This is a genomic window from Rhodococcus sp. MEB041 (assembly GCF_030208955.1).
GTDB lineage: Bacteria > Actinomycetota > Actinomycetes > Mycobacteriales > Mycobacteriaceae > Rhodococcoides.
On the sequence record NZ_JARVSZ010000002.1, the window covers coordinates 1,152,058 to 1,179,035 of the forward strand.

The following is a 26,978-nucleotide window of genomic DNA, read 5'->3' on the forward strand; positions in this document are numbered from 1 at the left end:
CGTCGTCTTTCTCTGCATGGATCCATTCTGACGCTCCCCGGGACGACATAGGCCCGGCTGTCCCCAGAGCTCGCCCGGGCACCTGCTGCAGTATTCGCCCACAGCGCTTTCGCCGGTCCTCACCGATCTCCACGAGTGTCCGAGCCAGGACGATCGGTCACTCGTTCCACGACGCTTCCGGTGCGGATCCGGCGCATACTGTTCGCCATGGCGACCGTGGCAGACCATTTCGTGCAGACCCTGACCGAGAGCGGCGTGACCCACGTCTACGGTCTTCCGGGCGATTCGTTGAACGGCTTCACCGACGCGATCCGCCGGAACGACGGCATGACGTGGCAGCACGTCCGCAATGAGGAGACTGCCGCCTTCGCCGCAGCCGGTGACGCGGCGATCACCGGCGAACTCGCGGTGTGCGCCGGCAGTTGTGGTCCCGGCAATCTCCACCTGATCAACGGGCTGTTCGACGCGCACCGCAGCCGTGTCCCCGTGCTCGCGATCGCGGCGCACATCCCGCGCAGCGAGATCGGATCGCAGTACTTCCAGGAAACTCACCCCCAGAACCTCTTTCAGGAATGCAGTGTCTACTGCGAGCTGGTCAGTGACCCGGAGATGGCGGAACACGTGTTCGCGATGGCGATGCGGGCGGCGATCGAAGAACGCGGTGTCGCAGTGGTCGTCGTCCCGGGCGAAGTGCTGCTGGCGCATGCCGAACAGAGAAAGGCCACCCCGGCCATCCGCGCGACCACGTCCCACGTGCGTCCCGACGATGCCTCGCTCGACGAGGCGGCGTCGATCCTGAACTCGTCCGACAACATCACCATTCTGGCCGGCGCCGGTGTGGCGGGTGCGCATCGACAACTGCTCGAGATCGCCGGCGCGCTGCAGGCTCCTGTCGTGCACGCACTGCGCGGCAAGGAGCACGTCGAATACGACAATCCCTACGACGTGGGGATGACGGGGCTGCTCGGCTTCGCCTCGGGGTACCGCGCGATCTCGCATGCCGACGTTCTTCTCATGCTGGGCACCGACTTTCCGTACCGCAACTTCTATCCCGACGACGCGAAGATCATCCAGGTGGACATCCGCGGCCAGAACCTGGGCCGCAGAGCGACCCTGGACGTCGGCTTGGTGGGTACCGTCGCCGACACCGTGGACGCTCTGCTCCCCCGTGTCCACGCCAAGACGGACAGCAAGCATCTGGACACATCGGTCAAGCACTATCGCAAGACACGCAAGAATCTCGATTCGTTCGCTGTGGACGACCGGCACCGCACACCCATCCGGCCGGAGTATCTGGCGCGCATGGCGAACGAGCTGGCAGACGACGACGCCGTCTTCACCGTCGACGTGGGGTCGCCTGTCGTGTGGGCCGCCCGGTACCTGACGATGAACGGCAAGCGCCGATTGCTCGGGTCGTTCAATCACGGATCGATGGCCTGCGCGCTCCCTTTGGCGATCGGTGCGCAGACCGCTCAGCCCGGAAGGCAGGTGGTGGCCTTCGCCGGCGACGGCGGGTTGACGATGGGCTTCGGTGAGCTGATCACGTTGATGCAGAGCGGTCTGCCGGTCAAGGTCATCATCTTCGACAATTCGTCGTTGAACTTCGTCGAACTCGAGATGAAGGCTGCCGGCATCGTCAACTACGGCACCGACCTGAAGAACCCCGACTTCGCAGCTGTGGCACAGGCTCTGGGGATGTTCGGCCGACGAGTGGAGAAGCCGCAGGATCTGGAGGCGGCTCTGATCGACGCGTTCGCGTACGACGGTCCCGCCGTCATCGACGTCGTCACCGCGGCACAGGAGCTCTCCATTCCTCCCAAGATCACCCTTGAGCAGGCAAAGGGGTTCACGCTGTACGGCATTCGGACGATCCTGTCCGGCCGGGCCGACGAACTCGTGGACCTCGCGGACACCAATGTCCGTCGGCGGATCTTCGACTGAGAGACGTGCTGGTCACCGGTTGGACATGGGCGTTCGGTGCGGCCATCGCGGCCGGACTGGCGTGATCCGGTGCCACGGTCGTGGTCGACGCGCAACCATACAGGCGTCGAGTGGTGAAACGTGCGCCCCAACCACGTTCTGCTCCGTGAACGGCGATCAACGGAAACCACGGCCGTCACGGCTCGACCCGACGTGGCCGACAGACGTCAGGTCACGACGCTGCGCTGACGATCGAGTCGACGACAGAGGCGGGCGCCGACAACGGAGTGAAGCCGTCGGCCAGGATGCGCCGGCACCCGTCGAGTTCGATGTGGACGTCGATCATGACCAACTCGTCCCCGATCGTGGACTGCGTCGAGGTGGTCGCCAGCGACGTCGCGCGTTCACCGCAGGGCCCGGCGGGCTCGACGTCGATGAAGGCGGCGTTCCAGTCGAGGTACGGCTCGGATTCGTACCGATCCGCCCCGGTGAACATCAGATCGGGCCCGGCGGTGTCGAAGCGGCAGAACCCGGACGGTGTCGACGTCAGGTCGAGTAGCGACCGAGACCCCGGCACCGGTGTCGAGACGATCGGCGAGCACGAGTAGAAGTAGGTGATCCCGGCAGCATCGAGGCGGACGCGGTGTTCGGTGGCCTCTACCTCCGGGAGCTCGAGAATCTTGGCGAGTCCCAGGGTGTTGTCCAGGCCGCAGTCACCACGCGGGTACGACGGTTGTACGGCGCGGCCGTCCACGTCGACGAGCCACATGTCGACCGGCGCCGCAGCGAGCACGGACGCCAGACATTCGGCGTCGAAGATCGAGCGACGTGTGGGCGGCCCGTTCAGCTCCCGCACAGCGCTGCCGAAGTCCCCGGCGTAGCGGCGTTCGACGTAGGTCACGGTCCCGTCGGCCTCGACGTGGTCTCCGATACCGATGTCGCACACCACGGCTGCCACCGGCTCGAACCCCTCGGGCACCGTGCCCCGCGCCGAACGGGGAGCGACGCTCTACTGCGGCGGCGGGGCCGCGAGATAGCCGCCGACGTCCTGTGGCAACGCGCAGACGAAGCGATCGGCCGAACCGATCTCGGCGACCGACCTCGGGTCAGGAGTGGTCAGGACGCCGTAGGACGCGAGAGCAACCGTCACCACCAGAAACAACGCGAGTCCCACGTGTCGACCGGTCATGGCTGGAAGCATCCCACCTCGCGCAGTCGCGGTGAGTCTCGTCGAGGACGACTCAGCGGCAGCTGACGAGGCGTTTCGAGGACCAGTGGGTCACTGCCAGGCGGGGACGTTGTGACGATGCAGCGAGCGGGTACGGCACTGCAGGCGCAGCGCCGCGATCTCGGGCGCCGACAACGCCTGCGCCACCGTCGGGTCGCCGCTGTCGAGGATACGAGCGAGCCGCTCGTGGAACTGATACCCGGGGACACCGAACGTCACGAGGATCTCCTCGTCAGGACCGCCGCCGTAGGGCAACCACCGACGCGCGAACTCGATCATCCCGCGAAGGCCCTCGGCCTGACTCGTGCTCATCGCACCATCATCGCGGCCGACGAGCCGTCCCACCCGGCGGTGAGCCGAGTCGACACCCGCTGTTCACCGCACCGCCACTCCGACCACCTGCGGAGCGGGCACCCCTCACTCGGCGCAGCCCCACCATGACCCGACCCGAGGAGCCCCCCCCGATGTCCTACATCCTCTTCGACCCCCTGCTCCCCTACCTCGGTGAGCACACCGCCGCGTACTGGGCTCAGCTGCTGGTGATCACCCCGGTCTGATCGGAACCGTTCACGGCGGCAACCCCATTGGGACAACCGATGATCCACCGTTCGTTCACCAATGCTCGGTACCAATGAACAGGCATTCCTGCCACCACCACTCGACCACGGGAGCTCCCATGATCACCGACCTCGCAAGCTTCGTCGACTTCCTTGGCGCCCTGTCCGACATCTTCGGCGGCAGCGGCGACTTCCTCGACGGACTCAGCTTCTTCAGCTGACACACCCCGGGCCGATCTGATCCGCGCCGCAGCAAGCCTGATCCGATCGGTGAATGGCCGCACCGTGCACGGTCGCCCGCGTTCTGGGCGGCCGTGTATTGCTGTGCGACAGGTGGTGTCAGTGCGGTGCGACGGAGCGCAGTGCCTCTCGTGCGTTGCGCTCGACGAACAGCGGCACGAAGTCGCGCACCGAGCGTCCCTCGAAGCGGGCGTACTCGGCCGCCACGGTCTGTTCGATGTCGTGTCGGCTCACCCCGGGCAGGGCGGCGGTGAGCCGGTCCTGCACCGCCGCGAGATGCTCCGATTCGTTGGTGGTTGTCATTTACTCAGAATCGACCTCGTGTCAGGACCGAGTCAAGGTTTCGACGATATTGTTCGCAGCAGTAACGATCACTCTGCTCATTCATTCTCGCGTCCGAGCCTGTCCACGCGGACGGTGCGATCGGCGACGTTCCTCATCGACGACGGGGAACCGATCGTGCGGTGATCGCCCGAAGTATCGCCGCATCCGAACGATGCGGCGACGCCGAGATCTATGGCGTGCGACCTCGCCTGCACCGCCGCACCGAGCTGCATTCTGAGGCGGGTCACGTGAGCCGTGCTACCTGGCAGCGCTGACGTCACCAGCGGCCGACTGCGGGTCGCCACTCGACGCGCCGGCGTCAGTGCCGGTGGCGATACGGCGGGCCAGCAGTACGGCGCCGACCAGAATCAGCAGGCCGTGAGCGATGCGAATCCACGGCGGAGCAAAGAACTGCGGTAGGAACAGGACGAAACCCGCCGCGAACACTGTGGCGCCGACGCCCCCGGTGCGCACTGCCAGCATCACGACTCCGGCCGCGATCAGCATCAGACCGACGCCGAACATACTCACCTGGACCACGCCGTAGCGGATGGGGTCGGCGAGTTCGAGGAGATCCGTGTGGCCTGTGTCGAGGGCGTCTTGTCCCACCGCGTACAGCGCGAACGTCTCGGCGCCGTAATAGGGCAGCACCAAGGCGAAACCGAGGATGACGGTCGTGTCGACGAGTGCACCCGCGTGCGCCTGGCGCGCGACGAACACCAGACACGTGAAACCGAGCATCGCAGCGACGTGAGCCGCTACCCACAGTGGCGATGCGAAGGCTCGGGCGCCTTCGCTGCCGACCTCGGTGGAGTACGGGCGCAGGGTCGCGTAGAGAGCGAACAGGAGTCCTGTGGTCACGAGCAGCAGGAGTGTCGGGCGTGAACGCATCGGGCTCCTCGGTCATGGAGAGCGGTGCTCTCGGTAGCCGCCAGTATGAACAGAGGCGATGATGACCGCAAGAGCGACTGTCTCCCTTCGGCGTCCTCACGATGCTGCGATCGACCTCGCGCGAGCGTCCGACGTGCACACACGGCAATCAGGGCGCACCTCGACATCGAGATCGGCTGACCAGTGATCATTCACCGTTCATCTCGGCGACGCTCGTGCCGTCGATCGCTGCCGCGTCACCCGTTCACCGGTAGCTCGGCCGATCCAGTCACCGTCGTCACGTCTCCGCTTCACCGAGTGTGTCGAATCGCATCGCCATCCACGTCGTCCAGCTGCTGCCGTCGGACCGTTCCCAACGAGCCGTCATGTGGTCGGGGCCGGCTCTGATGTGGAACCAGCTACGAATGCCGTCCCCCTCCAGAAGGAGCAGTTCGGAGTCGTGCATCGACAGCCGCGTGAGCCCGGGTTCGGCGGAATCGTCGAAGGCGTACATGAGCCATCCCCCGTCGGGGTGCGATCCTCCGATGACTTCGTGAACGAGTGCGTGCTGCGCGCCCACGACGACATCGACGTCGTGGGTGATCCATTGCCCGCCCGGCAGTATGGAGTACGTGTCCGTACCCGCTATCTCGCCGTCAGGTTCTCCGTGTCGATCCAGCACGACGCCTGAGCTTCGCCACCGGCCGAGGAGCGGATCCAGGAGACTCAGCGGGGGCGTCACCGGCCGCTCCGGACTGCGGCGTCCAGCGACGCCAGCGATTCGTCGAGGAAGGTCGGCGGAACCGCCGGGAGGCCGCCGATCTGCTCTCGTATCGCCGCGGGGGTATCCGCCCAGTCGTACGTGAGGGTCACCCGCGTTCCGTCGTCGTGCGGTGCCAGGTCGTAACGCCACCACCATCCCCCTGCGTCGAGGCCGCCGGAGGTGTTCTGCGTACACGGAAGCCACGCGATGTGGCGGTCTCGCTCGAACGCGGTGACGACGTTGTGCATCACGTACTCGCCTCCCGCTTCGTCGAGATACATGTTGATCGCGAATGATTGTCCAGGACCCACGATTCGGGCAGAGTCGACGGCGCCGCGGACCCAGTCGGTCGGCTCGGTGTGTTGGTGTTTGTCGGGGTCGGTCAGAAACGCGAAGATGTCCGACGGTGACGCAGCCATCGTGCGGTGCGAGATGTACCGCTCGGTCCCGGACATCGTACCGACCAATGACCGGGACAGGATCACGGTGTTGCCGGCGGGGTCGGTGAGCATGGCGAGCTCGAACTGCCCTGAAGGGACCGTGAACTTTTCGGCGTCGATTCCGCGAGAGCGGAGCTCCGACAGCGTGCTGTCGAGGTCGGGCACGCCGAGGACGACATCATGACCGCCGGCCCGTGCCGGGTCGAGGTAGACCTGAACTCCGCGTCCGTCGCCGAGGTCCCATTCGGCGTCGGGGTCCATCGGCCGTCGATCGAACGTGCGGCCGAACAGTTTCGTGTACCAGTCGATGGCGGCGTCGTGATCGTCGACGAACAGGACGGCCAGGGTATCCGTGATCTGCATGCTCATTCCTTTGCATCGGTCAGCGTCCAGGTTGTGACCGATCAGCGCCCGGAAACTCATCACACCGCAGCGACGTGCTCCGGCGTGATCGGTGAACCGTGGAAGAACGAGGCCAGGACAGGCCACAGACAGTGGGCCTCTCACCCCTCATGCGTGGGTGTTCACTGCGACTATGGCTCCGTCGGCGTCGATACCATCTCTACCTCACTCGGAATACCGGGTGGTCAGGTAGAAGTCGATGGTGGCCTCGACCGCAGCCGCGACGTGGTCGGGGTCGCCGCCACCGGCGAGGTGGGCCTCACCCCAGGCGGCGGCGCTTCGGCGGGTGAAGTCGGCACCGGCGGGTGATGCCGCGAAATTCTGATGGTCGAGAACTGCGCCGTCGAGAATCGAGGCGAGGGCGAGGAGATGCAGGTCCCAACCGACGCCGCCGGCACCCGGGCCGTAGGTGGGAAACATCGGCTCCCCGACAGCGATGGAATGGACGAGTTCGAACTCGGTGCCCCCCAACGAATCAGGCGCCAGGCGCACCTCGACCTCACTCGTACCAGGCCACTCGTCGGCGCCGGGGCCGAACATCCAGGACACCCGCAGTATGCGCGGTGGCTCGCATCGGAGAATGTCGCCGTGCTCGCCGCCGTCCAGCTCGAACACGCCCCCCGGACGCAGGTCACCCGTGACCGGTTTCATCCAACGACTCAGGCGTTCCGGATTCGTGATGGCGTCCCACACGTCGTCTGGATCCGCGTCGTAGCGACGCGTCAACTCCACCGTGTAGGCCCCACCGGCAGGAAGTGTGGCCGTGCCCATCGTCCGGCGGGCGGCGGCGAGTTCATCGAATACATCTTTCATCGTCCTACTCCTCACGGTCGGTCATTCTTGTCGACCCAGAACCTTTCTGGGCCAGCGGTGAGTGGTGTCTGCCAGCGGCGCGGCGACCACGCGCGAGCTCGGTCTCCAGTGCGTCGAGTCGTTGATCCCAGAATCGACGGAACGGACTCAACCACGCGTCGACCTCCAGCAGCGGCGCGGACTCCACGGTGTAGTACCGACGAGTCCCCTCTGCCCGGGCCGACGAGAAGCCGTGCTCGCGAAGGACACGAAGGTGCTGGGAGACGGCCGGTTGCGACAGCGCGAACTCGGCTCTGATCACGTCCGTGATCGCGCCCGACGTGCGCTCACCATCGACGAGCAGTTCCAGGATGCGCCGACGAACCGGGTCGCCGAGGACGTCGAACGCGTGCACAGGCGAACTGTATCAGTGCTGACTTATATATGTGACGGTCGGGTTTTGCAGAGCGTCCGACTCGGAGGAGTTGCTCCTGACGCGGCGTGAGGTTCTAGCGTCATTGGTGTGAGCGAGAATGCAATCCGAGAGGGCTCGGGCGAGGTGTGGAAGGTGGGCGCCTTGGCGCAGCGGACCGGACTGTCGGTGCGTGCGTTGCACCACTACGACCAGATCGGGTTGCTGACCCCCTCCCAGCGTTCCACGTCAGGACACAGGCTCTACAGCGCTGCCGATGCTGAACGGCTGTATCGGATCCGCGTGTTGCGGCGCCTGGGTTTCCCGTTGGACCACATAGCCGACCTGCTCTCCCAGTCGCAATGGCAGCTCGAAGAAGCCGTCGCCAACCACCTCGTCGATGCTCGACATACCGCGTCGGTCGCCACTCGATTGGTCACACGGCTCAGCGACATCGCCACGGCCCTCCAGGAAGTGGAGGGTCTTTCCACCGAACAATTGTTCTCCACGATCGAGGAGATGACCATGCTCGAGACACCGATCCGCGAAACGACGTCGATGCTGGTCTACGACGACCTGGCCGCTGCCCACGATCATCTGGTGCACGTCTTGGGCCTGTCGGCCGGCCCACTGCACGTCGACGACGACGGCGCCGTGGTGCATGCGGAGGTGCGCGCCGGTCACCACGTCATCTGGCTGCACCCCTGTGGTGAGGGCTATCAGCCTCCGGCGCGACTGGGGGCCGCCACAGGCATGACAGTCATCGTGGTCGACGACGTCGACGAACATCACCGGCGCTGCACCGCCGCGGGTGCCGAGGTCATCGAGGAACCGATCGACCAGCCGTACGGGGTGCGGGAATGGGGCGCCCGCGATCCGGAAGGTCAGCAGTGGTTCTTCCACTCACCACCCCGATGAAGAACTCCGTCCGGTGTGTGTCACGAAATACCGCCTCCCAATTCCGTCCACCACAGCATCGCCTCCCTCCACACGACACGAGCTCGGCCACCGTTCGACAGGCGAGCGAATCGAGTCTTGTTCGCACACAGTGTCGTTCGATCAGGCGCACGGCGCCACCGTCACCCCACGGTGTCGAGACACTCTCGTAGCGCAGCAGCGAATTCGGTGGGCCGACCCGTCTGACCGTACTCACCACCGAGAAAACCCTGATGCCCGCCAGGGAAGACGACGGCGTCCTGACCCAACAGCCGGGCGACCGCATACGCTGCACGACCGGCCATCTCGCCGTCCTCAGGCCCACCGGACTCTTCGCCTACCGCGATGACGATGCGAGTCGACGCTGCCGTCAGACGCTCCACGTCGGGCACGTAATCGACGCCCAGTCCACGCATGTTCGACATCAGCGGATCGGTACGAGAACCGTCGTCCTCGGTCGGGAGTCCGAACTGCGCCGGGTCCGGCGCCGGCCCTGCGAGGTACGCGTCGTCGACAGGACCGCGGTGCATCACCAGGCGGATGAACTCGGCCATCGCCGGCCCCGTCCCCGCCGCGTCGTAGGACTCCACCATGTGCGTGCAGGCAGCCGAGATGTGGTTGTGGTCAGCGAGTGCACCACCGGCGGGTGGCTCGTGGGCGACGAGAGTTCGGATCGCGCCCGGCCGGCGTTCGACGCAGACGAGGGCGTTGACCGCGCCGCCGCTCGACGCGAACACGTCGACAGGTCCGGACCCCAGCGCTGTGATCAGCGAATCCAGATCGTCGGCGTGCTGCCACGGCGTGACCGCAGCCGTGGGTTCGCCACAGACGCTGCGGCCGGTGTTGCGTGGGTCGTAGGTCACGACCGGTCGATCGATGAAATGCGTACGGAGCGTGGTGAACCCACTCGCATCCATCGGTGAACCGATGAGCAACAGGGGTGTATCCGAGGTCAGTGGACCATGGACGTCGTAGGTGATGGTGGCGCCGGAAACGGCGAGCGTGTGTGTAGTCATGCCGTGTCGACTCGGGTGCGCTGCCGAACTCATCACCGGACAGGCACGCCGTGTCGACGTCACATCGGTACCTCGCCGTCAGACCTGTGGTCCACGGTCTCGAAGAAAGTAGTGAGTAGCATCTGAACCAGAAGGGACTCGAACCCCGGACCCAGTGACTGTCCCCGGCCGAACTCGGAAATCCAGTGGGACCATGAATCCCACCTCAGTAGCGTGGATCAAGAGTCACATGACCATGTGGGACCATCACGGTTCCGATGAGACCGCAATAGAAGTCGGGAATCATTGCTGTCAGGTACCCCGGTCGCACGGGCAACGGCTTTCATGACGAGACGGCGCACAACCTTGTAGGTGAACGACGAGGCGGACGAGGACGCAAGGGCAACCGCGCACACGGGCACCTCACCGAATTTGTGCCGCTGCACACCCTTGAGCTGCGCATTCATCGCTAATCCGAGCTCGTGTACCGTCCCCGCCATGCCGACGCACCATCGATCGGTCGACGGCAATGCCGACCAAGTGGGCCACGACTCGGGAACGGATCCGCACATGCCACTCTCCACCGGACGCGAACGCCAAAACCACATCTACACAGCGGGGGTGGCCGGACGAACACCGACTGTTCCCACGGATTTCCCGGGATTGGAACGGCGTGCACTCACGAAGATGTCCGACCGAGCGCGTGCCTACATTGCGGGTGGGGCCGGCTCCGGCACCACGATGGACAACAACCGCCGCGCTCTCGACCGGTGGAACATCGTGCCTCGGGTCCTTCGGGACGTGTCTGCGAGAACCACCGAAAGCGAACTCCTCGGCCTCACGCTTCCGGCACCCGTGTTGTTCGCTCCGGTCGGAGCCGGGGGCGCAGTGCATCGACAGGCAGATCTGTTGATCGGCCAAGCCGCCGCCACACTGGGACTTCCCTACATCTTCTCCAACCAGGGGTCCGTCGCGATGGAGGAGGTCGCTGCCGGCATGGACCGGATCGCGCCCGGGTCCCCGAGGTGGTTCCAACTCTACTGGTCGACCGACGACGACCTGGTCGATTCCCTGCTCACGCGGGCCGAGCGCTCCGGTGCCAGTGCGATCACGGTGACCCTCGACACGACACTGCTGGGATGGCGACCACAGGACCTCAACCTTGGGTCGCTACCGTTCTCACGTGGCATCGGCATCAGCCAGTACACCTCGGATGCTCGGTTCCGTTCGATCGTCGCGGAGCGCCTGGCGGCCGGCGCCGAAAAGCCGAATCTCCCCATCACGGGCCCGTCGAGTGCACTGTCCGCGCTGTGCACCCTGTTCTCGATCGCACGGAACGCACCGGGCAGCACCGTGGCCAATCTCCTGTCGCCCGAGCCGCGCACCGCGGTGACGACGTTCACCGACATCTACTCGCGAGAAAGCTTGAACTGGAACGACATCGCCGGACTGCAGGACCGCACGTCCCTGCCGATCGTCTTGAAAGGCGTTCTGCATCCGGACGACGCCCGACGCGCCGTCGATCTCGGCGTCGCCGCAATCGTGGTGTCCAACCACGGGGGACGACAGATCGACGGAGCGATCGGAGCCGCTGACGCTTTGCCGGGGGTCGTCGACGCAGTCGACGGACGCGTGAGGGTGTTGTTCGACTCCGGAATCCGATCAGGGTCGGATGTGTTCAAGGCACTCGCCCTGGGCGCCGACGCCGTGTGCATCGGCAGACCGCACATGTACGGACTCGCTCTGGCCGGTGCCGCCGGTGCCGCCGACGTCGTCGCCAATATCGTTGCCGAATTCGACCTCGTCATGGCACTCGCCGGCCACTGCTCACCCGACAGCATCGATCGAGACTCCCTGTGGCGAGCACCATGACACGATCGAGTGCAGCGCAGTGAGCCACGACGGAGCCGCGGCGCGAACCCTACTTTCCTCGCGAATACAACAGACCCTGGACGGCGAACCGCCGTCCGGCATCCCGGTGTGCCGATCACTCGCAGCTCAGCTCCGATCATCAAGGCGATCGCCCACAGACGAAACAGCAAGACCACCCAAACGCACTGCGAGCAAAGTCGTTCGGGCCGCGGCCGAGTGAATACAGGACGCCACCATGACCACGCCGACACCCTCGGGTACGACCGGACCCCAGCGACGTGCATGGAGACGACGTACCACATCTCGTCTATTGGTCCTCGCCGTCGTCGGCGTTCCTCTCACCGTCCGACAACGCACTGTCGCAGACAAGCGCGCCCAGGCCTGGCAACGCATCACATGGTGCCTCGAACGCACACCAGTGACAACGGCGACGAGGCCGAACTCGGCCGGGACATCTACGCCACGGTCACCGACTCGGCGCTGACCACCAGGACCGAGGAAGACGTTCTGGTCGCTGTCACCGACCGTGCAGCGGCACGGCGGGCGCTGGTGCCGCCGACCGAAACCGAGGACACTGACAGCCAGAGCGAGCAGCAGGAGGACCCCCGATGACCGCCACCGAGGAACGCAGTGACCGACCGGCCGAGCGGCCCAGGGTGGCTGCTGCCGCTGCCCGCGCCTCCATCGCCATCCGCGAGCGAAGCGGACGAGAGGTACCGCAGTGGCTTCGCGACACTGCTGCCGGCCGTCCCACCACGCCACCGCCTGATCTGACCTGACCTTCCAGCGGTGCAGCGGCTGCTTGGAAGGTGAACACCAACTGGCGCAGCGGGCGTAGAACACTTGTCTTTCGCTGTGGCGTTGCTCGGGGAACCGACCGATCAGTGCGCTCAGCCCGAGAAGGGCTGTACACGGTCCATCCGTCGCTGCGGCGTATCGCCGCCGTCTCGATACCACGACCTCGAAGCTGAGAGGCTCGGTCATGGAGTGTTTCTCCCGGCTCGGTCGAGGTAGCTGTGTCTGGCTGTACTGCGCGAGGCGGTGCTCGTCGAGCTGGGTTGTGTTCTTGTCCCAGTTGCCGCCCCGGGTGCCAGGTTGCGGGGCGGCATAGCCGTCGAGTGTCAGTAAAGGTCCGGGGTGCGAGTCCCTGTGGGCGCACCACAAAGGGCCCCTGATCAGCAGCCGTGCCGATCAGGGGCGCGGAGAGGTGGGTAGCCCTGGGAACAGTTTCTCGGTCGAGATGGTTGACTTGTAAACTAAACCAGGGTCGACGTCGTGGCCCCGACCGAGAGGTTCAGCAATGCATGTAGGTGTGGACAGCTTCGTGTCCTCCGTGACCGATCCGACCGACGGCCGCGTGATCGGCGCTGCCGAGCGAATGGAGCACCTGCTCGAGGAGATCACCCTCGCCGACCGGGTGGGTCTTTACTCGTTCGGGATCGGCGAGCACCACCGCAGCGAGTACTTCGATTCCGCTCCATCGATCATCCTCGCGGCCGCGGCAGCTCGCACGGAACGAATCCGGCTGGGCAGTGCGGTCAAGGTACTCAGCGCGGACGATCCGGTGCGAGTTTTCCAGGAATTCGCCACCCTGGATTTGATCTCGAAGGGGCGGACGGATCTGGTCGTGGGCCGCGGCTCGTTCACCGAGTCGTTCCCCCTGTTCGGTCTGGACCTGGCCGACTACGACTCGCTGTTCATCGAGAAGCTCGAGCTGCTGCTGCAGATCCGGGACAACGTCGAGGTGACGTGGTCGGGCAAGCACCGGCCGGCGCTGACGCGGCAGAGCATCTATCCGCGTCCGATGCAGGATCCTCTGCCGATCTGGGTGGGTGTCGGCGGCAGTCCCGAATCATTCGCTCGCGCAGGTCTGTTGGGGTTGCCGCTGATGATCGCGATCATCGGCGGTGAGCCGCGCCAGTTCGCGCCGCTCGTCGATCTGTACCGCCGCGCGGGTGCGCAGGCAGGTCATGCGCCGGAGAAATTGAAGGTGGGCCTGCACGTGTTCGGGTTCGTCGCGGAGAGCACGCAGGCGGCGGCGGACACCATCTACCCCGGGTGGAACGAGATGTTCACGAAGATCTCGCGGGAGCGAGGATTCGCGCGACCGACCCGAGCGCAGTTCGATGCCACGTCCGGACCTAACGGTGCCTTTTTCATGGGTGACCCGCAGACGGTGGCCGACAAGATCGCGCGAGTGGGCGAACAGCTCGGCGGTGTGGATCGGCTGTCCCTGCAGATGACCAATCCCCGCTTGGCTCACAGTGATCTGCTCCGCGGCATCGAGCTACTGGGAACGGAGGTCGCACCGCTGGTGGCCGATCTCTGACCGTGGGCTTGATCATGACAAGCTAGCGGACCTACGGCCGGTTCTGCGGAATTGCTCGGGCGCGTTCGATCTCGATTCCCAGCCCACGTAGATTCCGTGGATCTTCGCCCGCCGTCCAAGTTCGGACGGCGGGCTCTGGCGCGAGATTGCATTGTGCCCCGCCCGGGAAAGATTCGATTCACAGTCGCCGATCCAATCGACGGGTAGGGCCGGCCTTGTCTCAGGTGCCGGGTGAAGAATCGGTCCGCCTCGTCGCTGGCGTATTCGGGGACGCCGACGTGCCCACCCATATCGGCGTGCAGCGTTCGGTGGTGGTCCACAGTGCGGTGATGAGCTCGTCGCCCCCGGTCGAGATCGGAGAGCGGAGTTCGACGGTGTAGATGTACGGCAGGGGCGCTCCCACGATCCACAGCAACTCCCACTCCGCCCGGGGGACGATGTCGCCGTCCGAATTCTCGATGTAGCGGACAGTGGCACCCCAGGCGTCGCAGTGGGCGCGAGCAGCCTGCACCGCAGTTCATTGGACCCGGTACAGACAACTTTGCAGCCGCCTGAGCAGGCACAATGCGTCGTTCGATATTGCCGAGAAGACCCGAAACCTCGAGTTTCGAGTTGCAGTCATGAATAAGTAGTGAGTGGCACCGAAACCAGAAGAGCCCCTGACCAGCTAACTGCTGATCAGGGGCCCTTTGTGGTGCGCCCACAGGGACTCGAACCCCGGACCCAGTGACTATGCCCGGCGAAATCCAGGAAGCCGAGTGGGACCACGAAAGTCCACCTGAGCAGCGCGGATTAAAAGTCACATGACCACACGGGGCCACCACAGTTCGGGTGAGACCAGAACGAAAGTCATGAATATGTGATGAATCGCCTCTGGTGTATCGAGTCAGCGTTCGATTCAGTGGTGGGCCGGACCCGACCAGAACACTGGCCGCCGGGCTGAAGACAAATCGTCTGCGACCGTGCGCATCATTTCCTCCCACTTGTCGGCTTTTCGGAGCTCGAGTGGGTCTGCCGAATGGCACCGATACGGAGGACTTCAGCCAGCATCGCTCGGTGCGTACGCGGACCTAGCGTGGTTGTCGACGCTCGGCATCCGACGAGCGGTCGAGTTGGAGGAAATGTGATGTCGTCGCCCCAGTCGTCAGGCCCCGGGCCCCAAGCCAAGTCCGTGATGGAGGCGGTGCAGATGCCCCTCCTCAGTCCACTCGCCCGACATTTCTACTCGATCTTCTCGGCCGCCAGGGTGCTGATGGTGAACCAGAATGCGCAGTCGATCGCAGACCTCGTGTCGACGCGCCAGTTCGTGGCGCACGGCACGCACCACCGCCATCCCCGGCGCGTCGAGGCCGTCCGCGGCGTCGCGGCATCGTGATGAGCCCCGAAGACGCACGGACCGTTCCGGCTCGCGCAGAGGTCCGGGAGACGCACAGCGCATACGTGATCCTGATCGGTGACACGGCGTACAAGATGAAGAAGCCGGTACGGACCGCTTTCCTGGACTTCTCGTCGGTCATCTCCCGGAGGCACGCCCTGGAGCGTGAACACACTCTGAACGCTCGCTTCGCTCCCGACGTCTACCGCGGAGTCGGAGATCTCACCGACCCGTCCGGCGGGCCGGCAGAACCGGTGCTGTGGATGCGCCGGCTTCCCGATGCGGAACGGCTGTCCACACTTGCTCGCGACCGAACGCGCGAACTCGACGACGATCTCGACGCCATCGCCCGTCAGGTCGCCGGGGTGCACACCACGAGTCGACGGACCGCACGGATCGATCGCGGAGGCAGCTCGGATTCCCTGGCCGGGCGCTGGGCGGCCAATCTGCTGGAAGCGCGCGGAGATGGATCGTGCGTGCTGGACGACACCATGCTCGACGAAATCGAGTCCTGCGTGGAGACCTTTCTCGGTGGCCGCGCCGCGCTGATCGACCGCCGGATCGAGGAGGGTCGGATCGTCGACGGCCATGGCGATCTGCTCGCCGACGACATCTTCTGCGCCGCTGACGGGCCACGCATTCTGGACTGCCTCGACTTCGACGATGCACTCCGATTTCTCGACGGTATCGACGACGCCGCCTGTCTGGCAATGGATCTCGAATTCCAAGGCCGTGCGGACCTCGCGAGACAGTTCATCCGGTATTACCGCGATGCCGCGTTCGATCTCGCTCCCCCGGCGCTGGTGCACCACTACATCGCGCACCGCGCCTTTGTACGCGCCAAGGTCGCCTGCATCCGTGATCGCCAGGGAGACGACGAAGCACGGTCGGACGCCGTGGATCACGCCCGCCTGGCCCTCGACCACCTGCATGCGGGCACCGTCACCCTGACGATCGTCGGGGGCCTCCCGGGCACCGGAAAGACGACCCTCGCAACGTACATGGCCGAGAACACGGACTCGGTCGTCATCTCGAGTGATGTCGTCCGGAAGTCGCTCGCCGGGTTCGCGCCGACGACTTCTCACACGGCCGACGTGGGGAGGGACCTCTACGCCGAGGAGATGACTCATCGCACCTATGACGCCATGCTGAACCGAGCCCACGCTCACCTGGCGGGCGGCCACTCGGTGGTACTCGACGCCTCGTGGATGGATCCGACCCTGCGCGCCCGCGCCGAGGCGCTCGCTGCTGCCACCCGGTCGACGTTGGTGCAGATCGAATGCTCCGTTCCCGCTTCCGTTGCGCTGGAGAGGGTCAGCACCCGAACCGGCTCGGCATCTGATGCCACGACCGAGGTCTATCGCGACATGGCTCGCCGGAGGCGAGCGTGGCCGGCGAGTTCGACGGTCGTCACCACAACGGACCGAGAAACAGCCGGCGATGCAGCGCTCGCGCATTGGCGGCTGCGCACCAACGAGCCGGTGTCGGCGATGCGAGACGGAGCAGGGGTTGTCGGATGAAGGATCCCCTCGCTCGGTCCCCACGCCTCCTCAGTGCACTGTGCTGGCCCCTGGCGGTGCTGGCCTACGGCGGTGCCGTCGGACTGATTCTCGGTGTCGTCGAGCTCAGTGTCTCTGCCGTCGACCGTATTCCCGCTTCGAACACAGCGTTGGCCGGTATCGCGCTGGCGATCGTGGTCGGTGTTCCGATGACGATCGCGGCCGTACGCACACAACACTCAAGTGTGAACGGTGCCCCGTCCGCGTTCGCCGCCGGAGTCATTCTCGTCGCATGGATCCTCGTGCAGATGATCATCATTCGTGAGGTGGACTACCTGCAGATCGCCGCGCTGACCGCCGGCGTCGTCATCACCGTTCTGGCGCTGCGTGATTTTCCCCGGCCGGATCGCCCCAGTCGTCAGTCCGCGACGTGACCGACGACGATCAGCGGGCAGTCGATGCGGTGTGCGAGTGTCCGGCTCGTCGATCTCGGTAGCACGCCACTGAACCCGTGACATCGTGTCCCGACGACGACGGCCTGCGCGGTGATCGACACGCGAACGATCTCGTCGACGACATCGTCACGCACGAGTGCCCGCTCGACTGCCACGTCGGGAAACTGTTCCTGCCATCCGGCGAGACTCTCCGCCAGGACTGCACCGTCTCCCGCATGAACGGCTACGAGTCGCGCACCCCGTACCGACGCTTCATCGAACGCCACCCCGACGGCGCCGCGGTTCTGCCGCGATCCGTCGACACCCACCACCACCGGACCCGCTGCGCGCTCCGCGGTCACTTGCCCCTGAACGACCACCACCGGGCAGTGCGCCCGCGCGGTAACTCCGGCGCTGACCGAGCCGAGTAGCTCGGCGAAGTACTCGTTGTTCCCCCGAGAGCCCACCACCAGCATTCGTGCCGTGACTGCGTGGTCGAGCAGCACGGACACCGTCGAGCCGAGCGCGCCCTCGCAGCTCGTCGACAACGTCTCGGGGTTGCGGACTGCACCTCGTGCGATCTCCGAGGCGGCATCGAGAGTCGAACGCGCCGCCTGCTGCAGCTTGCCGAGCTGCTCGGCTGGGATGGCAGCGAGGGTGGTGTAGACGTTGCGGTCCTGGTAGGTCGACACCAGATGCAGCGATGTTCCGCGCAGTTCGGCTGCTCGCGCGGCCCACCGGACGGCGTCGAACGAGCCGCCGGATCCGTCGACTCCCACCACGATCGGGGCGTTGTCTGTCATGTTCTCTCCTCTGCGATCAACGGTGTCACCGGCTCGAGTCGGTGGGTGCGCATTCGCTTGTCGCGTGCTACGACGACGGTGATCGCCGCCGCGAACGCGACGATGCGGCCCCACGCGCCGAGGCCGATGGGCGCGGTGCCGAACATGGTGTTCATGAACGGCGTACAGGTGAGCGCCAGTTGACCGACGATCTGTACGGACACGCCCACGATGATCCATCGGTTGGTGATCAGGCTTCGCGTACGGTCTTTCGGTCGTCGAGGTGTGCCGCTCCGGTCACGACCATCTCCACTCGCGGATCTCGGGGAGGTCGACGAAGTGCTCACGGATGTAGGACTGGTGTGCGGCCAGTCGGTCGTGGCAGTGCTTGCGTAGCAATCGACCATCGATCAGTTCGATTCGATTCAGCGCCTCCAGGACCAGGTGGTAGCGACTGGTCTTGTTGAGCACGACCATGTCGAACGCTGTTGTCGTGGTTCCCTGTTCGATGAACCCGCGCACATGGAAGCGTGCGGCGTTCGGGCGTCCGTGCAGCAGCTCGTGCACCGCTCGCGGGTACCCGTGAAAGGCGAACACCACATCGACGTCGGCGGTGAACAGGTCGACGAAGTCGTCGTCGGGCATCCCGTGCGGGTGATCGCCTCTCGGCAGGAGCGCCATCAGGTCGATGACGTTCACCACCCGCACGCGAAACCCTGGCAGCCATTCGCGCAGCAACTGCGCGGATGCGAGCGTCTCCTCGGTGGGCACGTCGCCGGCGCACGCGAGGACGATGTCCGGGTCCGCCGACGTACCGTCCTGCGCTGCCGGTTTCTCGGTGCCGGCCCACGCCCACACGGACGCGCCCGCCGCGGCGTGTGCCCGCGCCTCGGTGAGGGTCAGGTACTGCGGGTGGGACTGCTTGTCCACCACCATCACGTTGACGTGGTTTCTGCTGCGGAAGCAGTGGTCGGTCACGGCGAGCAGGGTGTTGGAGTCCGGCGGGAGCCACACCCGGACGACGTCCGGGGCCAGGGGAATGACCGCGTCGATGAGTCCGGGACCTTGGTGGCTGAAGCCGTTGTGGTCGTTGCGCCAGCACGTACTGGTAAGGAGCACGTTGAGCGATGCGATCGGGGCGCGCCATTCCAGAGTCGCGGCGTGCTGCAACCATTTCGTGTGCTGGACGAGCATCGACACGCTCACCATCGCGAATGCTTCGTAGCTCGCGAACAGGCCGTGCCGTCCGGTGAGCAGGTACGCCTCGAGCCACCCCTCGCACAAGTGCTCACTGAGGACCTCCATGACGCGGCCGTCGGGTGAGAGGTCGTCGTCGTTCACCGTCGTCCGCAACTGCCAGCACCTGTCGGTGGCCTCGAACACCGCCTGGAGCCGGTTGCTCGCGGTCTCGTCCGGGCAGAACAGGCGGAACGTGCCGCCGCCGTCCGCTGTCGCGTTGTCGAGGTAGATGTCGCGCATCATCTCGCCGAGAACGGTCGTCGTCTCGTGCGAGGCGGCACCCGGTGACTCGACGGTCAGCGCGTAGTTCTCCAGATCGCGAATGATCAACGGCCGAAGCAGCACTCCGCCGTTGGCGTGCGGAGTGGCACCCATTCTCAGCTCACCGTCCGGGGCGAGCGCGCGGATCTCGGCCACGGGAGCACCGTCATCGCCGAAGAGTTCGGTCGGCCGGTAGGACAGCAGCCAGCGTTCGAGCTGGGCGAGGTGCGCGGGGTTGTCACGGACGCCGGCCAGCGGCACCTGGTGCGCCCAGTGTGTTCCCTCGATGAGCTTGCCGTCCACCTCGTGAGGGCCGGTCCACCCCTTGGGGGTGCGCAGGACGATGGCTGGCCATTCGACACCGAGCTCGGCGTTCCCGCGGCGTGCGGCGTGCTGGATCCGTTCGATGGCGTCGTGGGCGCGGGTGAGGGCGCGGTCGAAGGCGGCGAACACCTCTCGTGGATCGTCGCCTTCGACGAAGATCGGCGCCCACCCCTGGCCGCCGAGATACTCGGAGATGGACAGGTCCGTACTGCGGCCGAGCACGGTGGGGCCGGAGATCTTCGCGTCGTTGAGGTGCAGGATCGGTAGCACCGCGCCGTCGCGCACGGGATTGAGGAATGCCGGTACCTTCCAGGACCCCGACAGCGGGCCTGTCTCGGCCTCGCCGTCCCCGATCACGCAGGCGACCACCAGGTCGGGGTTGTCGAACGCCGCGCCGGCGGCATGTGTCAGCGCGTAGCCGAGTTCGCCGCCCTCGTGGATACTGCCCGGCGTCTGGACGCTGACGTGACTGGGAATGCCGCCGGGAGTGGAGAATTGGCGACACAGCGCCCGAACCCCCTGGTTGTCCAACGAGATCGACGGGTATATCTCGCTGTAGGTGCCTTCGAGGTAGGTGTTGGCGACGATGGCGGGGCCGCCGTGTCCGGGGCCGGTGACGTAGAGCCACTGGGATTCGGTACGCCTGATGAGCCGGTTGAGCAGGGTGTAGATCATGGACAGACCGGGGCTCGTACCCCAATGTCCGAGCAGTCGCGGCTTGATGTGCTCGGCGGCGAGGGGCTGCCGGAGCAGGACGTTGTCCTGCAGGTAGATCTGGGCGACGGTCAGGTAATTCGCCGCTGCCCAGTACCGCAGGTCCGCGTCCACGTCGGCGTCACGATAGATGGATGCGATCACCGGTGCGCTCATCGGCTCGTCGGAACGATGATCACGGGAGCGTCGACGGTATGCAGGACAGCTCGAGAGGTGGAGCCGAGAAGCATGGATGCGAAGCCGCCCCGACCGCGGCTTCCCATGACGACGAGCTGAGCGCCCTCTGCCTGTCGGACCAGCTCACGAACCGGTCTGTCCTGCACGAGTACCCGTCGAATGGTCACGTCCGGGTACTCGTCCGCCCATCCGGCGAGACTCTCGGCAAGGGAGACGTTCTCGGCGAGCTCGGACTCCCACCACCGTCCGTACTCGTCGACGGTGAACACGCTGGCGAGTTCGAGATCGCTCCAGGCGTGAACTGCGACCAGGTCGACTCCGCGCGCGGAGGCCTCCTCGAGGGCGAGGCCGATCGCCGGTCGACTGTTCGGCGTGTTGTCCACGCCGACGACGACGGGCCCGTCGCGCACCGCGCCGTCCTTGATGACGGCGACGGGGCACCGTGCATGGGTGACGACAGCGGAGCTGACCGACCCGATGAGGCCGCCGGTGAAGTCGCCGAGACCTCGCGACCCCACGACGATCATCGCCGGTCGATCCTTCAGGCCCAGCAGGACCTCTGCTGCGGACCCGCGCTCGAGACGAGTATCGACGGACACGCCGGCGACACCAGCCGTGTCGTGCACGACGTCGACCGCGTCCACGAGAACACGCTTGGCTTCGACGTCGGCGTCTCGGAACGCTCCCATCCGGAGACCGACTGCGTCGCCGTAGCTTCCGGTCCTGTCAAGGGTGGAGGTGACCACCTCGATCTGCACGTGGCGGCGGACGGCTTCACGCGTCGCCCACCGCACGGCGTCGAGCGAACCTGCGGACCCGTCCACTCCGACCACTATGCGAGTCGATGCAACCATCACACTTCTCTTCTCCGTCGACCTTCGGCACTGCAGGTTCATCTCGAGCATGGCGGCCGCAGGCCTGTCTACGACAGGGACCGAAGTCACTTCCGCCGGGTCGGAAGTCCTGGTGGGCGTTACCTCTCCGGCACAGGAAGTTGAGGGTCCAGGTCATGAATGCGGAACGACGAGCACCGGGCAGTGCGCGTGCCGAAGTACCGAGATGAGCGTCGTACCGCAGGGACGCCCGCGGGCGTGACCGAGCACCAGTAGCTCGGCACTTCTGGACAGCGCGATCAGCTCGACGGCAGCGCCCCCCTCCGCGTGGACGGAGCTGGTGCGCACCCCCGGGTAGGTCGCGCGGAACGAATCCAACGCCCGGTCGAACATCGACGTGGTCGCGCTGACGCCGTCGGCCCGACCGGCTGCATGCACCAGGTTGCCCGCCATGGTGTCCGCGCGCAGGCCCATCAATTCGGTGCCTCGCATCGCTGCCGCACGAAAGCCTTCGGCCACGACGCGGTCAGGCGTGGTGTTCCCTGACCTGTCGAGGCCGATCACGACCGCGCCTCGTCGCGCGGGGTCGTACCGCCGGACGACAGCGACCGGGCACCTTGCGGATTCCACGACCGAGAGCAGAGTCGACCCCACCGCCACGATCGTCGTCGCGGACTCACCGTTGTTCCCCAGAATCAGCATGCGGGCCGAACGAGACGCCGCGATCAAGTGCTCGTCCGGTCGGCCGTGCGCCACAAGGACGCCGATGGCCCGGGGATGCCGCCCGGTGTCGATGGCGGTCGCTCGGGCTTCCCGCAGGAGTTCGCGCGCATGGTCACCGCCGATGTCGGGGGCGTCGAAGACCCTGTCGCGGTGCACCGGTGGAGTGACGACATGCACCATCGTGAGCGAGGCATCGCGACGCAACGCTTCCTGCACTGCCCACCGCACCGCGTCGAACACCGCTGCCGACCCGTCCACTCCGCAGACGATGGAACCAGAGTGCTCGTACTCGTTCATCTGTGCGCCCTCTCACTGGATTCACATGATCCGACAGGTGCAGGTGACCGTCGAGCTCACCCTACGAACCGGCACCCGTCCGATCGAGTGGCCGGAGGTCACATTCTCGAGGTCCGAAGTCAGCACTCACCCACCGTGACACGTACACCCTGACCGCCCTCACTCGTACCGCTCGCGTCCCGCAGCCCGATGTGCTGGGGGTGGGGACACAAAGACCCCGACCGCTGAGATCGTCGGTGTCGCAGACTGGCGTGCGACAGCGTCCACGTGGCGCGCCGGCCACCCACACTCCTGCGAGGACTTCATGCGTCACTCCGCGAACCGTCGCTAGGACCAGTCCCTGATCGAGTATCGGCTGCTGCTGCTTGTTGTCGTTGCCGTCGCTGTCGCTGTCGTCGCTGCGCTCGCGCTGTCGCGAGTGCGAACCCACCACGGAGAGTCGGTGTCGCAGGGACCGGACATCTTCGAAGAATTGTGTGCAGCACGTGTGGCCCGAGGCGAGACAGATCAGGATCAGGACTTCATGAGCATCGAACATATGACTGGACGCCCGCGCCGGTGATGTCGACAGCTAAACCTCGAGGCAGAGCCGGCCCCGCAGGGCTGTAGCGCCGGTCACGGTAGTGGGACTCTCCACACGAGGCTGGTACCTGTTCCGGAAGTGGGCATGCGGACGGCGGTGGTGCCCCCGCACGCCGCGGCGCGGGCACGAACATTGGCGAGCCCGCTCTCGGACACGTTGTCGGGCAATCCGATTCCGTCGTCGGTCACCTCGACCCGTAGGTCGTTGCCGACGGACACGTGCACTGTGACGGTGTCCGCCTTCGCGTGGTGGACAACGTTGCTCACTGCTTCCCTGACGACGGCGACGGCGTGGTCGGCCATGATGTGGTCGACCACCGACAGCGGCCCGGACATCCGCACGACAGCACGTGTGTGACAGTGCGCCGTCAGTTCGACTACGGCGTCCTCGACGCGTTGACGTAACCGGGTGACCGCCTGGGAGGTGCTCTGCAGATCGAAGATCGCCGTCCGGATGTCCTGGACGGTGTCCTGGAGGTCGTCCACCGTGCGGGACAACCGACGGCGCATGTCCTCGGAATCGGTTCTCTTCATCGCGCTCTGCAGCGACAGTCCGGCAGCGAAGATCCGTTGGATCACATGGTCGTGAAGATCGCGAGCAATGCGGTCGCGATCGGACAGCACGTCGAGTTCGTGCACACGATGTGCGGTGTCCGCCATCTGCAGAGCCAGAGCGGCTTGATCGGCGAAACTTGACACGAGCTCGAGTTGTGCGTCGGTGAAGCTGTCGGCTCCGCGCGCACGTGAGACCACGAGTACTCCGCTGACTCCTGTGGCCACCCGCAGCGGGGCGATCATGGCGGGCCCGAGCTCGTCGGTGCGCAGTTCCGCGGACTCGTGATCGAGTTGTTCCTTGCGGAAAGCGGTCCTGCTGCGGAAGGCAGCCCCGGCGCTGGACCCGTCGATCGGGATGGTTTTCCCGAGAAGTCCGGTGGCACCGTCGCCTTCGGCGACAGTGATGACGAGATGGTCGACGAGGGCGGGTTCGTCGCCGGGGTCGTCGGGTACTGCGATGATCGCGAGGTCGGAACTGGTGAGCTGCAATGCTTTACGCGATACGAGGCGGAGCACGGTTGCTGCGTCGGACCCGGCGAGCAGCTCGGTGCCGATGTCCTTGATCGCCTCCATCCAGGCCTGTCCCGTACGCGACTGTTCGTACAACCGAGCATTCTCGATGGCAATTCCCGCTGCCGACGCGAGTGCCTGGATGACCACCTCGTCGTCGTCGGTGAATTGCAGTCCGTTGTTCTTCTCCGTGAGATACAGGTTCCCGAACACCTCGTTCCGGACTCTGATCGGCACACCCAGGAAGGACTCCATGGGCGGGTGGGCCTCGGGAAATCCCACGGCGGCGGGGTGGCGGGACAGGTCGTCGAGGCGGATGGTCTCGGGCCGGTCGATCAACAAACCCAGTACACCTCGTCCGGTGGGCAGTGGTCCGATCCGTTCGACTACGGCCTCGTCCATGCCGGAATGGATGAATGCGGCGAGTCGATGATCCGCTCCGCGCACGCCGAGGGCGCCGTACTTCGCATCGACCAACGTCCGAGCCGACTCCACGATCGACCGCAAGGTGACGTCGAGGTCCAAGCCCGCGGTGATCACCAGCATCGCCTCGAGGAGCCCGTCCGCCTGCATTCTCGCGTCGGCGATCCGACCGATGCGGCTCTGCACTTCGAGCAGCAGCTCGCCGAGTCTGAGTTGCGGCAGAGGCGAGGTCACGGATCCGTGGCGGTCATCCATGCCGAGAACTCCGATGGTCGTCCGTCGACGCCGGCGAGTCGCCGAGTTTGGACGCGTACACCGCGGCCTGCGTGCGGCGCTCCATGCCCAGCTTGGCCAGCAGCCGCGACACGTAGTTCTTGACAGTCTTCTCCGCGAGGAACATCCGGGCGGCGATCTGCCGGTTCGTCAGACCCTCGCCCAGCAGGTCCAACAGGGTGCGTTCCTGACCCGTCAGGTGGTCGATGGGTCCGGGAGTTCCGGTGCCCGCCCGCAACTTCTCCATCAGTACCGCAGCGGCCCTGTTGTCCAACAACGACTTACCGGCTCCGACATCGTGGATGGCCTGAGTGAGGTCCATGCCGGTGATGTCCTTGACGACGTAGCCCGAAGCGCCGGCCAGGATGGCATCGAGCATTGCTTGATCCTCGGTGAACGAGGTGAGCATCATGCATGTGAGGTCCGGCAGCCGATCACGGAGCTCTCGGCAGAGTTCGATCCCGTTTCCGTCCGGGAGCCTGACGTCGAGTACGGCCACCTGCGGTTGCAGAGCCGGGATCCGCGCCAGCGCCTGCGCGCAGGTGCCGGCTTCGCCGACGACCTCGAGACCGGGGTCGGAGTCGATGAGGTCGATCAGCCCGCGCCGCACGATCTCGTGATCGTCGACCAGAAAGACGGTGATCATGCCCATGCTCCTCACGAGCGTCCTCGCCGGGCGCGTCGTGTCGACTCTACGTCCGCGGCTGCGCCGCAGTCGCTCCCGAAGGTCATCTCTGTCGACGCCGAAAGTCCCACACGGTCGTGCGAGAGCACGTCGGGTGCCTCCCTTCGGCGGGTTCGACGTGCCATTGGACCCTGCCGCGAGGGGGCGGCGCGAGACCACACTCGAGGACAGTCGGCGCCGCAGGGGGCCTCGACTTCGACTCTGCTGGAGGAACCGACCATGCGTGTGCTTGTAGCGACCGCGAGCCGACACGGCTCCACCCGCAACATCGGCAGCTGGATCGCCACGGCCCTGACGTCCTGTGCGGGCAATGCGCAGAACATCGCGGAGGTGGATCTGCGCGACGTGGAGGATGTGGACAGCATCGCCGAGTACGACGCGGTCGTTCTCGGAAGTGCGGTGTACATGGGCAGGTGGCTCGCGTCGGCCCGATCACTCGTCGCCCGCGAGCAGGCCGAGCTCGACGCGGTACCCGTGTGGTTGTTCTCGAGCGGCCCCATCGGGGGCACGCCACCGTCCACGAGGCGCTCCTCGTGGGACGAGGTGCCCTGGGCGGTGGAACATCGGACGTTCGGCGGCAAGCTGGACCGCTCCACCCTGTCCCGGTTCGAGCGGCTCGTGGTGCGCCTGATCCGCGCCGAGGACGGAGACGACCGCTCTCGTGCCGACATCGAATCGTGGGCTCGGTCCATCGGCGACTCTCTGGAGACGCCGACTTCTGACCGATCCCGATGACACCCCTCGAGAACGGACACGACATGACCATCAGCGCACCCGACCCGGCAATCGACACGACAGTCACCACCTCGCTCGCACCCACCTCGATGCTGATGCGAGTCCTCGAACTCGAACGGTCCGTCGTGTTCTACGGCGACGTCTTCGGCTGCACCGTCGCACTGCGCCAGGAGGACGCCGCACTGCTGCTGGCACCTGACGGTTTCCAGATCTATCTGTACGCCGATCCGTCGTCGACCTCGCGGCCGATCGGCGCCCTCGGCGTGCGGGAGGTGATGTGGTCGGCCCCGGACGCCGACACCCTCGAGCACGTCGGGAGTCGCCTGCGTCGGTATTACGCCGCCACCTATTCACACACCGAGAGCGGTGTGAGTTTCATCGACGGCCGCGACCCGGACGGTAATCGAGTCCTGGTGGCATTTCCGAGCCCCCTGCAGCTGCCTCGCGTGCACATCGCTCGGCGCTTCAGGTAGCCAC

The 26,978-nt window shown here is 65.8% G+C and carries 30 protein-coding genes; 12 read left to right on the plus strand and 18 right to left on the minus strand.

The genetic code is table 11. The features are described from left to right. Positions 1-207: 207 nt before the first annotated feature. Positions 208-1,941 carry a ubiquinone-dependent pyruvate dehydrogenase gene (gene poxB, locus QRN16_RS09455; RefSeq protein ID WP_056448978.1) on the plus strand — a complete coding sequence of 578 codons (1,734 nt, stop codon included), beginning with the start codon at positions 208-210 and terminating at the stop codon, positions 1,939-1,941. Positions 1,942-2,152: 211 nt separating this feature from the next. On the opposite strand, the gene QRN16_RS09460 is transcribed toward poxB, so the two are convergent. The 6 genes from QRN16_RS09460 to QRN16_RS09485 form a co-directional block, all read right to left on the minus strand. Continuing rightward, a complete protein-coding gene (locus QRN16_RS09460; RefSeq protein WP_285185869.1) occupies positions 2,153-2,878 on the minus strand; it encodes a hypothetical protein in 726 nt (241 codons plus the stop codon). A 51-nt stretch (positions 2,879-2,929) separates the two neighbouring features. Then, positions 2,930-3,109 carry a hypothetical protein gene (locus tag QRN16_RS09465; protein WP_285185871.1) on the minus strand — a complete coding sequence of 60 codons (180 nt, stop codon included), beginning with the start codon at positions 3,107-3,109 and terminating at the stop codon, positions 2,930-2,932. A gap of 90 nt (positions 3,110-3,199) precedes the next feature. Next, entirely contained in the window at positions 3,200-3,460 is a 261-nt protein-coding gene (locus QRN16_RS09470) for a hypothetical protein (RefSeq protein WP_285185873.1), read from the minus strand. Positions 3,461-4,044: 584 nt separating this feature from the next. Further along, positions 4,045-4,248, minus strand: a complete 204-nt coding sequence (locus QRN16_RS09475; RefSeq protein WP_027505531.1) for a three-helix bundle dimerization domain-containing protein — start codon at positions 4,246-4,248, stop codon at positions 4,045-4,047. Between the two features lie 279 nt (positions 4,249-4,527). Beyond that, positions 4,528-5,130 (minus strand): hypothetical protein, encoded by a 603-nt coding sequence (locus QRN16_RS09480; protein ID WP_285185875.1) that lies wholly within the window; start codon positions 5,128-5,130, stop codon positions 4,528-4,530. Between the two features lie 307 nt (positions 5,131-5,437). Then, on the minus strand, positions 5,438-5,653 hold the full coding sequence (locus QRN16_RS09485; protein ID WP_285185877.1) for a hypothetical protein: 216 nt from the start codon (positions 5,651-5,653) through the stop codon (positions 5,438-5,440). A 39-nt stretch (positions 5,654-5,692) separates the two neighbouring features. Here QRN16_RS09485 and QRN16_RS09490 point away from each other — a divergent pair, with 39 nt between their 5' ends. Then, complete coding sequence (locus tag QRN16_RS09490) at positions 5,693-5,830, plus strand: hypothetical protein (protein WP_285185879.1); 138 nt, start codon at positions 5,693-5,695, stop codon at positions 5,828-5,830. 47 nt (positions 5,831-5,877) lie between these two features. On the opposite strand, the gene QRN16_RS21840 is transcribed toward QRN16_RS09490, so the two are convergent. The 3 genes from QRN16_RS21840 to QRN16_RS09505 form a co-directional block, all read right to left on the minus strand. Continuing rightward, a complete protein-coding gene (locus tag QRN16_RS21840; protein ID WP_414891996.1) occupies positions 5,878-6,705 on the minus strand; it encodes a VOC family protein in 828 nt (275 codons plus the stop codon). A gap of 204 nt (positions 6,706-6,909) precedes the next feature. After that, the gene (locus QRN16_RS09500) at positions 6,910-7,557 is read right to left on the minus strand and encodes an SRPBCC family protein (RefSeq protein ID WP_056448793.1); all 648 of its coding nucleotides are present in this window, start codon (positions 7,555-7,557) and stop codon (positions 6,910-6,912) included. Between the two features lie 4 nt (positions 7,558-7,561). Then, positions 7,562-7,951, minus strand: coding sequence for an ArsR/SmtB family transcription factor (locus QRN16_RS09505; protein WP_285185882.1), 390 nt, complete (start codon positions 7,949-7,951; stop codon positions 7,562-7,564). Between the two features lie 108 nt (positions 7,952-8,059). Here QRN16_RS09505 and QRN16_RS09510 point away from each other — a divergent pair, with 108 nt between their 5' ends. Continuing rightward, on the plus strand, positions 8,060-8,866 hold the full coding sequence (locus QRN16_RS09510; protein WP_285185884.1) for a MerR family transcriptional regulator: 807 nt from the start codon (positions 8,060-8,062) through the stop codon (positions 8,864-8,866). A gap of 161 nt (positions 8,867-9,027) precedes the next feature. Here QRN16_RS09510 and QRN16_RS09515 read toward each other — a convergent pair whose 3' ends face one another. Further along, positions 9,028-9,900 carry an alpha/beta fold hydrolase gene (locus tag QRN16_RS09515; RefSeq protein WP_285185886.1) on the minus strand — a complete coding sequence of 291 codons (873 nt, stop codon included), beginning with the start codon at positions 9,898-9,900 and terminating at the stop codon, positions 9,028-9,030. 549 nt (positions 9,901-10,449) lie between these two features. On the opposite strand from QRN16_RS09515, the gene QRN16_RS09520 reads away from it, so the two are divergent. The 4 genes from QRN16_RS09520 to QRN16_RS09535 all read left to right on the plus strand — a co-directional run bounded on the left by QRN16_RS09520 (position 10,450) and on the right by QRN16_RS09535 (position 14,080). Further along, a complete protein-coding gene (locus tag QRN16_RS09520) occupies positions 10,450-11,751 on the plus strand; it encodes an alpha-hydroxy-acid oxidizing protein (RefSeq protein WP_285186162.1) in 1,302 nt (433 codons plus the stop codon). A 396-nt stretch (positions 11,752-12,147) separates the two neighbouring features. Continuing rightward, positions 12,148-12,363: a hypothetical protein gene (locus QRN16_RS09525; RefSeq protein ID WP_261769312.1), complete on the plus strand. Its 216-nt coding sequence runs from the start codon at positions 12,148-12,150 to the stop codon at positions 12,361-12,363. After that, on the plus strand, positions 12,360-12,530 hold the full coding sequence (locus QRN16_RS09530) for a hypothetical protein (protein ID WP_155957004.1): 171 nt from the start codon (positions 12,360-12,362) through the stop codon (positions 12,528-12,530). The genes QRN16_RS09525 and QRN16_RS09530 overlap by 4 nt, the downstream gene beginning before the upstream one ends. A 521-nt stretch (positions 12,531-13,051) precedes the next feature. Continuing rightward, positions 13,052-14,080, plus strand: a complete 1,029-nt coding sequence (locus QRN16_RS09535) for an LLM class flavin-dependent oxidoreductase (RefSeq protein ID WP_027505529.1) — start codon at positions 13,052-13,054, stop codon at positions 14,078-14,080. A gap of 220 nt (positions 14,081-14,300) precedes the next feature. Here QRN16_RS09535 and QRN16_RS09540 read toward each other — a convergent pair whose 3' ends face one another. Then, positions 14,301-14,591, minus strand: a complete 291-nt coding sequence (locus QRN16_RS09540) for a hypothetical protein (protein WP_285185893.1) — start codon at positions 14,589-14,591, stop codon at positions 14,301-14,303. 672 nt (positions 14,592-15,263) lie between these two features. On the opposite strand from QRN16_RS09540, the gene QRN16_RS09545 reads away from it, so the two are divergent. The 3 genes from QRN16_RS09545 to QRN16_RS09555 are packed head-to-tail and all read left to right on the plus strand — an operon-like array spanning position 15,264 to position 17,388. Beyond that, a complete protein-coding gene (locus QRN16_RS09545; RefSeq protein WP_285185895.1) occupies positions 15,264-15,455 on the plus strand; it encodes a hypothetical protein in 192 nt (63 codons plus the stop codon). Further along, positions 15,455-16,975 (plus strand): bifunctional aminoglycoside phosphotransferase/ATP-binding protein, encoded by a 1,521-nt coding sequence (locus QRN16_RS09550; protein ID WP_285185897.1) that lies wholly within the window; start codon positions 15,455-15,457, stop codon positions 16,973-16,975. The genes QRN16_RS09545 and QRN16_RS09550 overlap by 1 nt, the downstream gene beginning before the upstream one ends. Beyond that, on the plus strand, positions 16,972-17,388 hold the full coding sequence (locus QRN16_RS09555) for a hypothetical protein (protein ID WP_285185900.1): 417 nt from the start codon (positions 16,972-16,974) through the stop codon (positions 17,386-17,388). Before QRN16_RS09550 ends, QRN16_RS09555 begins: the two co-directional genes overlap by 4 nt. Here the strand turns inward: QRN16_RS09555 and QRN16_RS09560 are convergent. The 7 genes from QRN16_RS09560 to QRN16_RS09590 form a co-directional block, all read right to left on the minus strand. After that, positions 17,373-18,191 (minus strand): universal stress protein, encoded by an 819-nt coding sequence (locus tag QRN16_RS09560; RefSeq protein WP_285185902.1) that lies wholly within the window; start codon positions 18,189-18,191, stop codon positions 17,373-17,375. The two genes, QRN16_RS09555 and QRN16_RS09560, sit on opposite strands and share 16 nt — an antisense overlap. Beyond that, positions 18,188-18,577: a cation transporting ATPase C-terminal domain-containing protein gene (locus QRN16_RS09565; RefSeq protein WP_285185904.1), complete on the minus strand. Its 390-nt coding sequence runs from the start codon at positions 18,575-18,577 to the stop codon at positions 18,188-18,190. Before QRN16_RS09565 ends, QRN16_RS09560 begins: the two co-directional genes overlap by 4 nt. Next, complete coding sequence (locus QRN16_RS09570) at positions 18,468-20,864, minus strand: phosphoketolase family protein (protein ID WP_285185906.1); 2,397 nt, start codon at positions 20,862-20,864, stop codon at positions 18,468-18,470. Before QRN16_RS09570 ends, QRN16_RS09565 begins: the two co-directional genes overlap by 110 nt. Then, positions 20,861-21,739 (minus strand): universal stress protein, encoded by an 879-nt coding sequence (locus QRN16_RS09575; protein WP_285185908.1) that lies wholly within the window; start codon positions 21,737-21,739, stop codon positions 20,861-20,863. Before QRN16_RS09575 ends, QRN16_RS09570 begins: the two co-directional genes overlap by 4 nt. A gap of 153 nt (positions 21,740-21,892) precedes the next feature. Then, the gene (locus tag QRN16_RS09580; RefSeq protein ID WP_285185910.1) at positions 21,893-22,738 is read right to left on the minus strand and encodes a universal stress protein; all 846 of its coding nucleotides are present in this window, start codon (positions 22,736-22,738) and stop codon (positions 21,893-21,895) included. Between the two features lie 615 nt (positions 22,739-23,353). After that, positions 23,354-25,063, minus strand: coding sequence for a sensor histidine kinase (locus QRN16_RS09585; RefSeq protein ID WP_502943988.1), 1,710 nt, complete (start codon positions 25,061-25,063; stop codon positions 23,354-23,356). Next, on the minus strand, positions 25,056-25,727 hold the full coding sequence (locus QRN16_RS09590; protein WP_285185916.1) for a response regulator: 672 nt from the start codon (positions 25,725-25,727) through the stop codon (positions 25,056-25,058). The genes QRN16_RS09585 and QRN16_RS09590 overlap by 8 nt, the downstream gene beginning before the upstream one ends. Before the next feature lie 258 nt (positions 25,728-25,985). Here QRN16_RS09590 and QRN16_RS09595 point away from each other — a divergent pair, with 258 nt between their 5' ends. Together QRN16_RS09595 and QRN16_RS09600 are read left to right on the plus strand one after the other, a co-directional pair. Beyond that, positions 25,986-26,501, plus strand: a complete 516-nt coding sequence (locus tag QRN16_RS09595; protein WP_285185918.1) for a flavodoxin domain-containing protein — start codon at positions 25,986-25,988, stop codon at positions 26,499-26,501. Positions 26,502-26,524: 23 nt separating this feature from the next. Continuing rightward, entirely contained in the window at positions 26,525-26,974 is a 450-nt protein-coding gene (locus tag QRN16_RS09600) for a VOC family protein (RefSeq protein WP_285185921.1), read from the plus strand. Positions 26,975-26,978 lie beyond the last annotated feature (4 nt).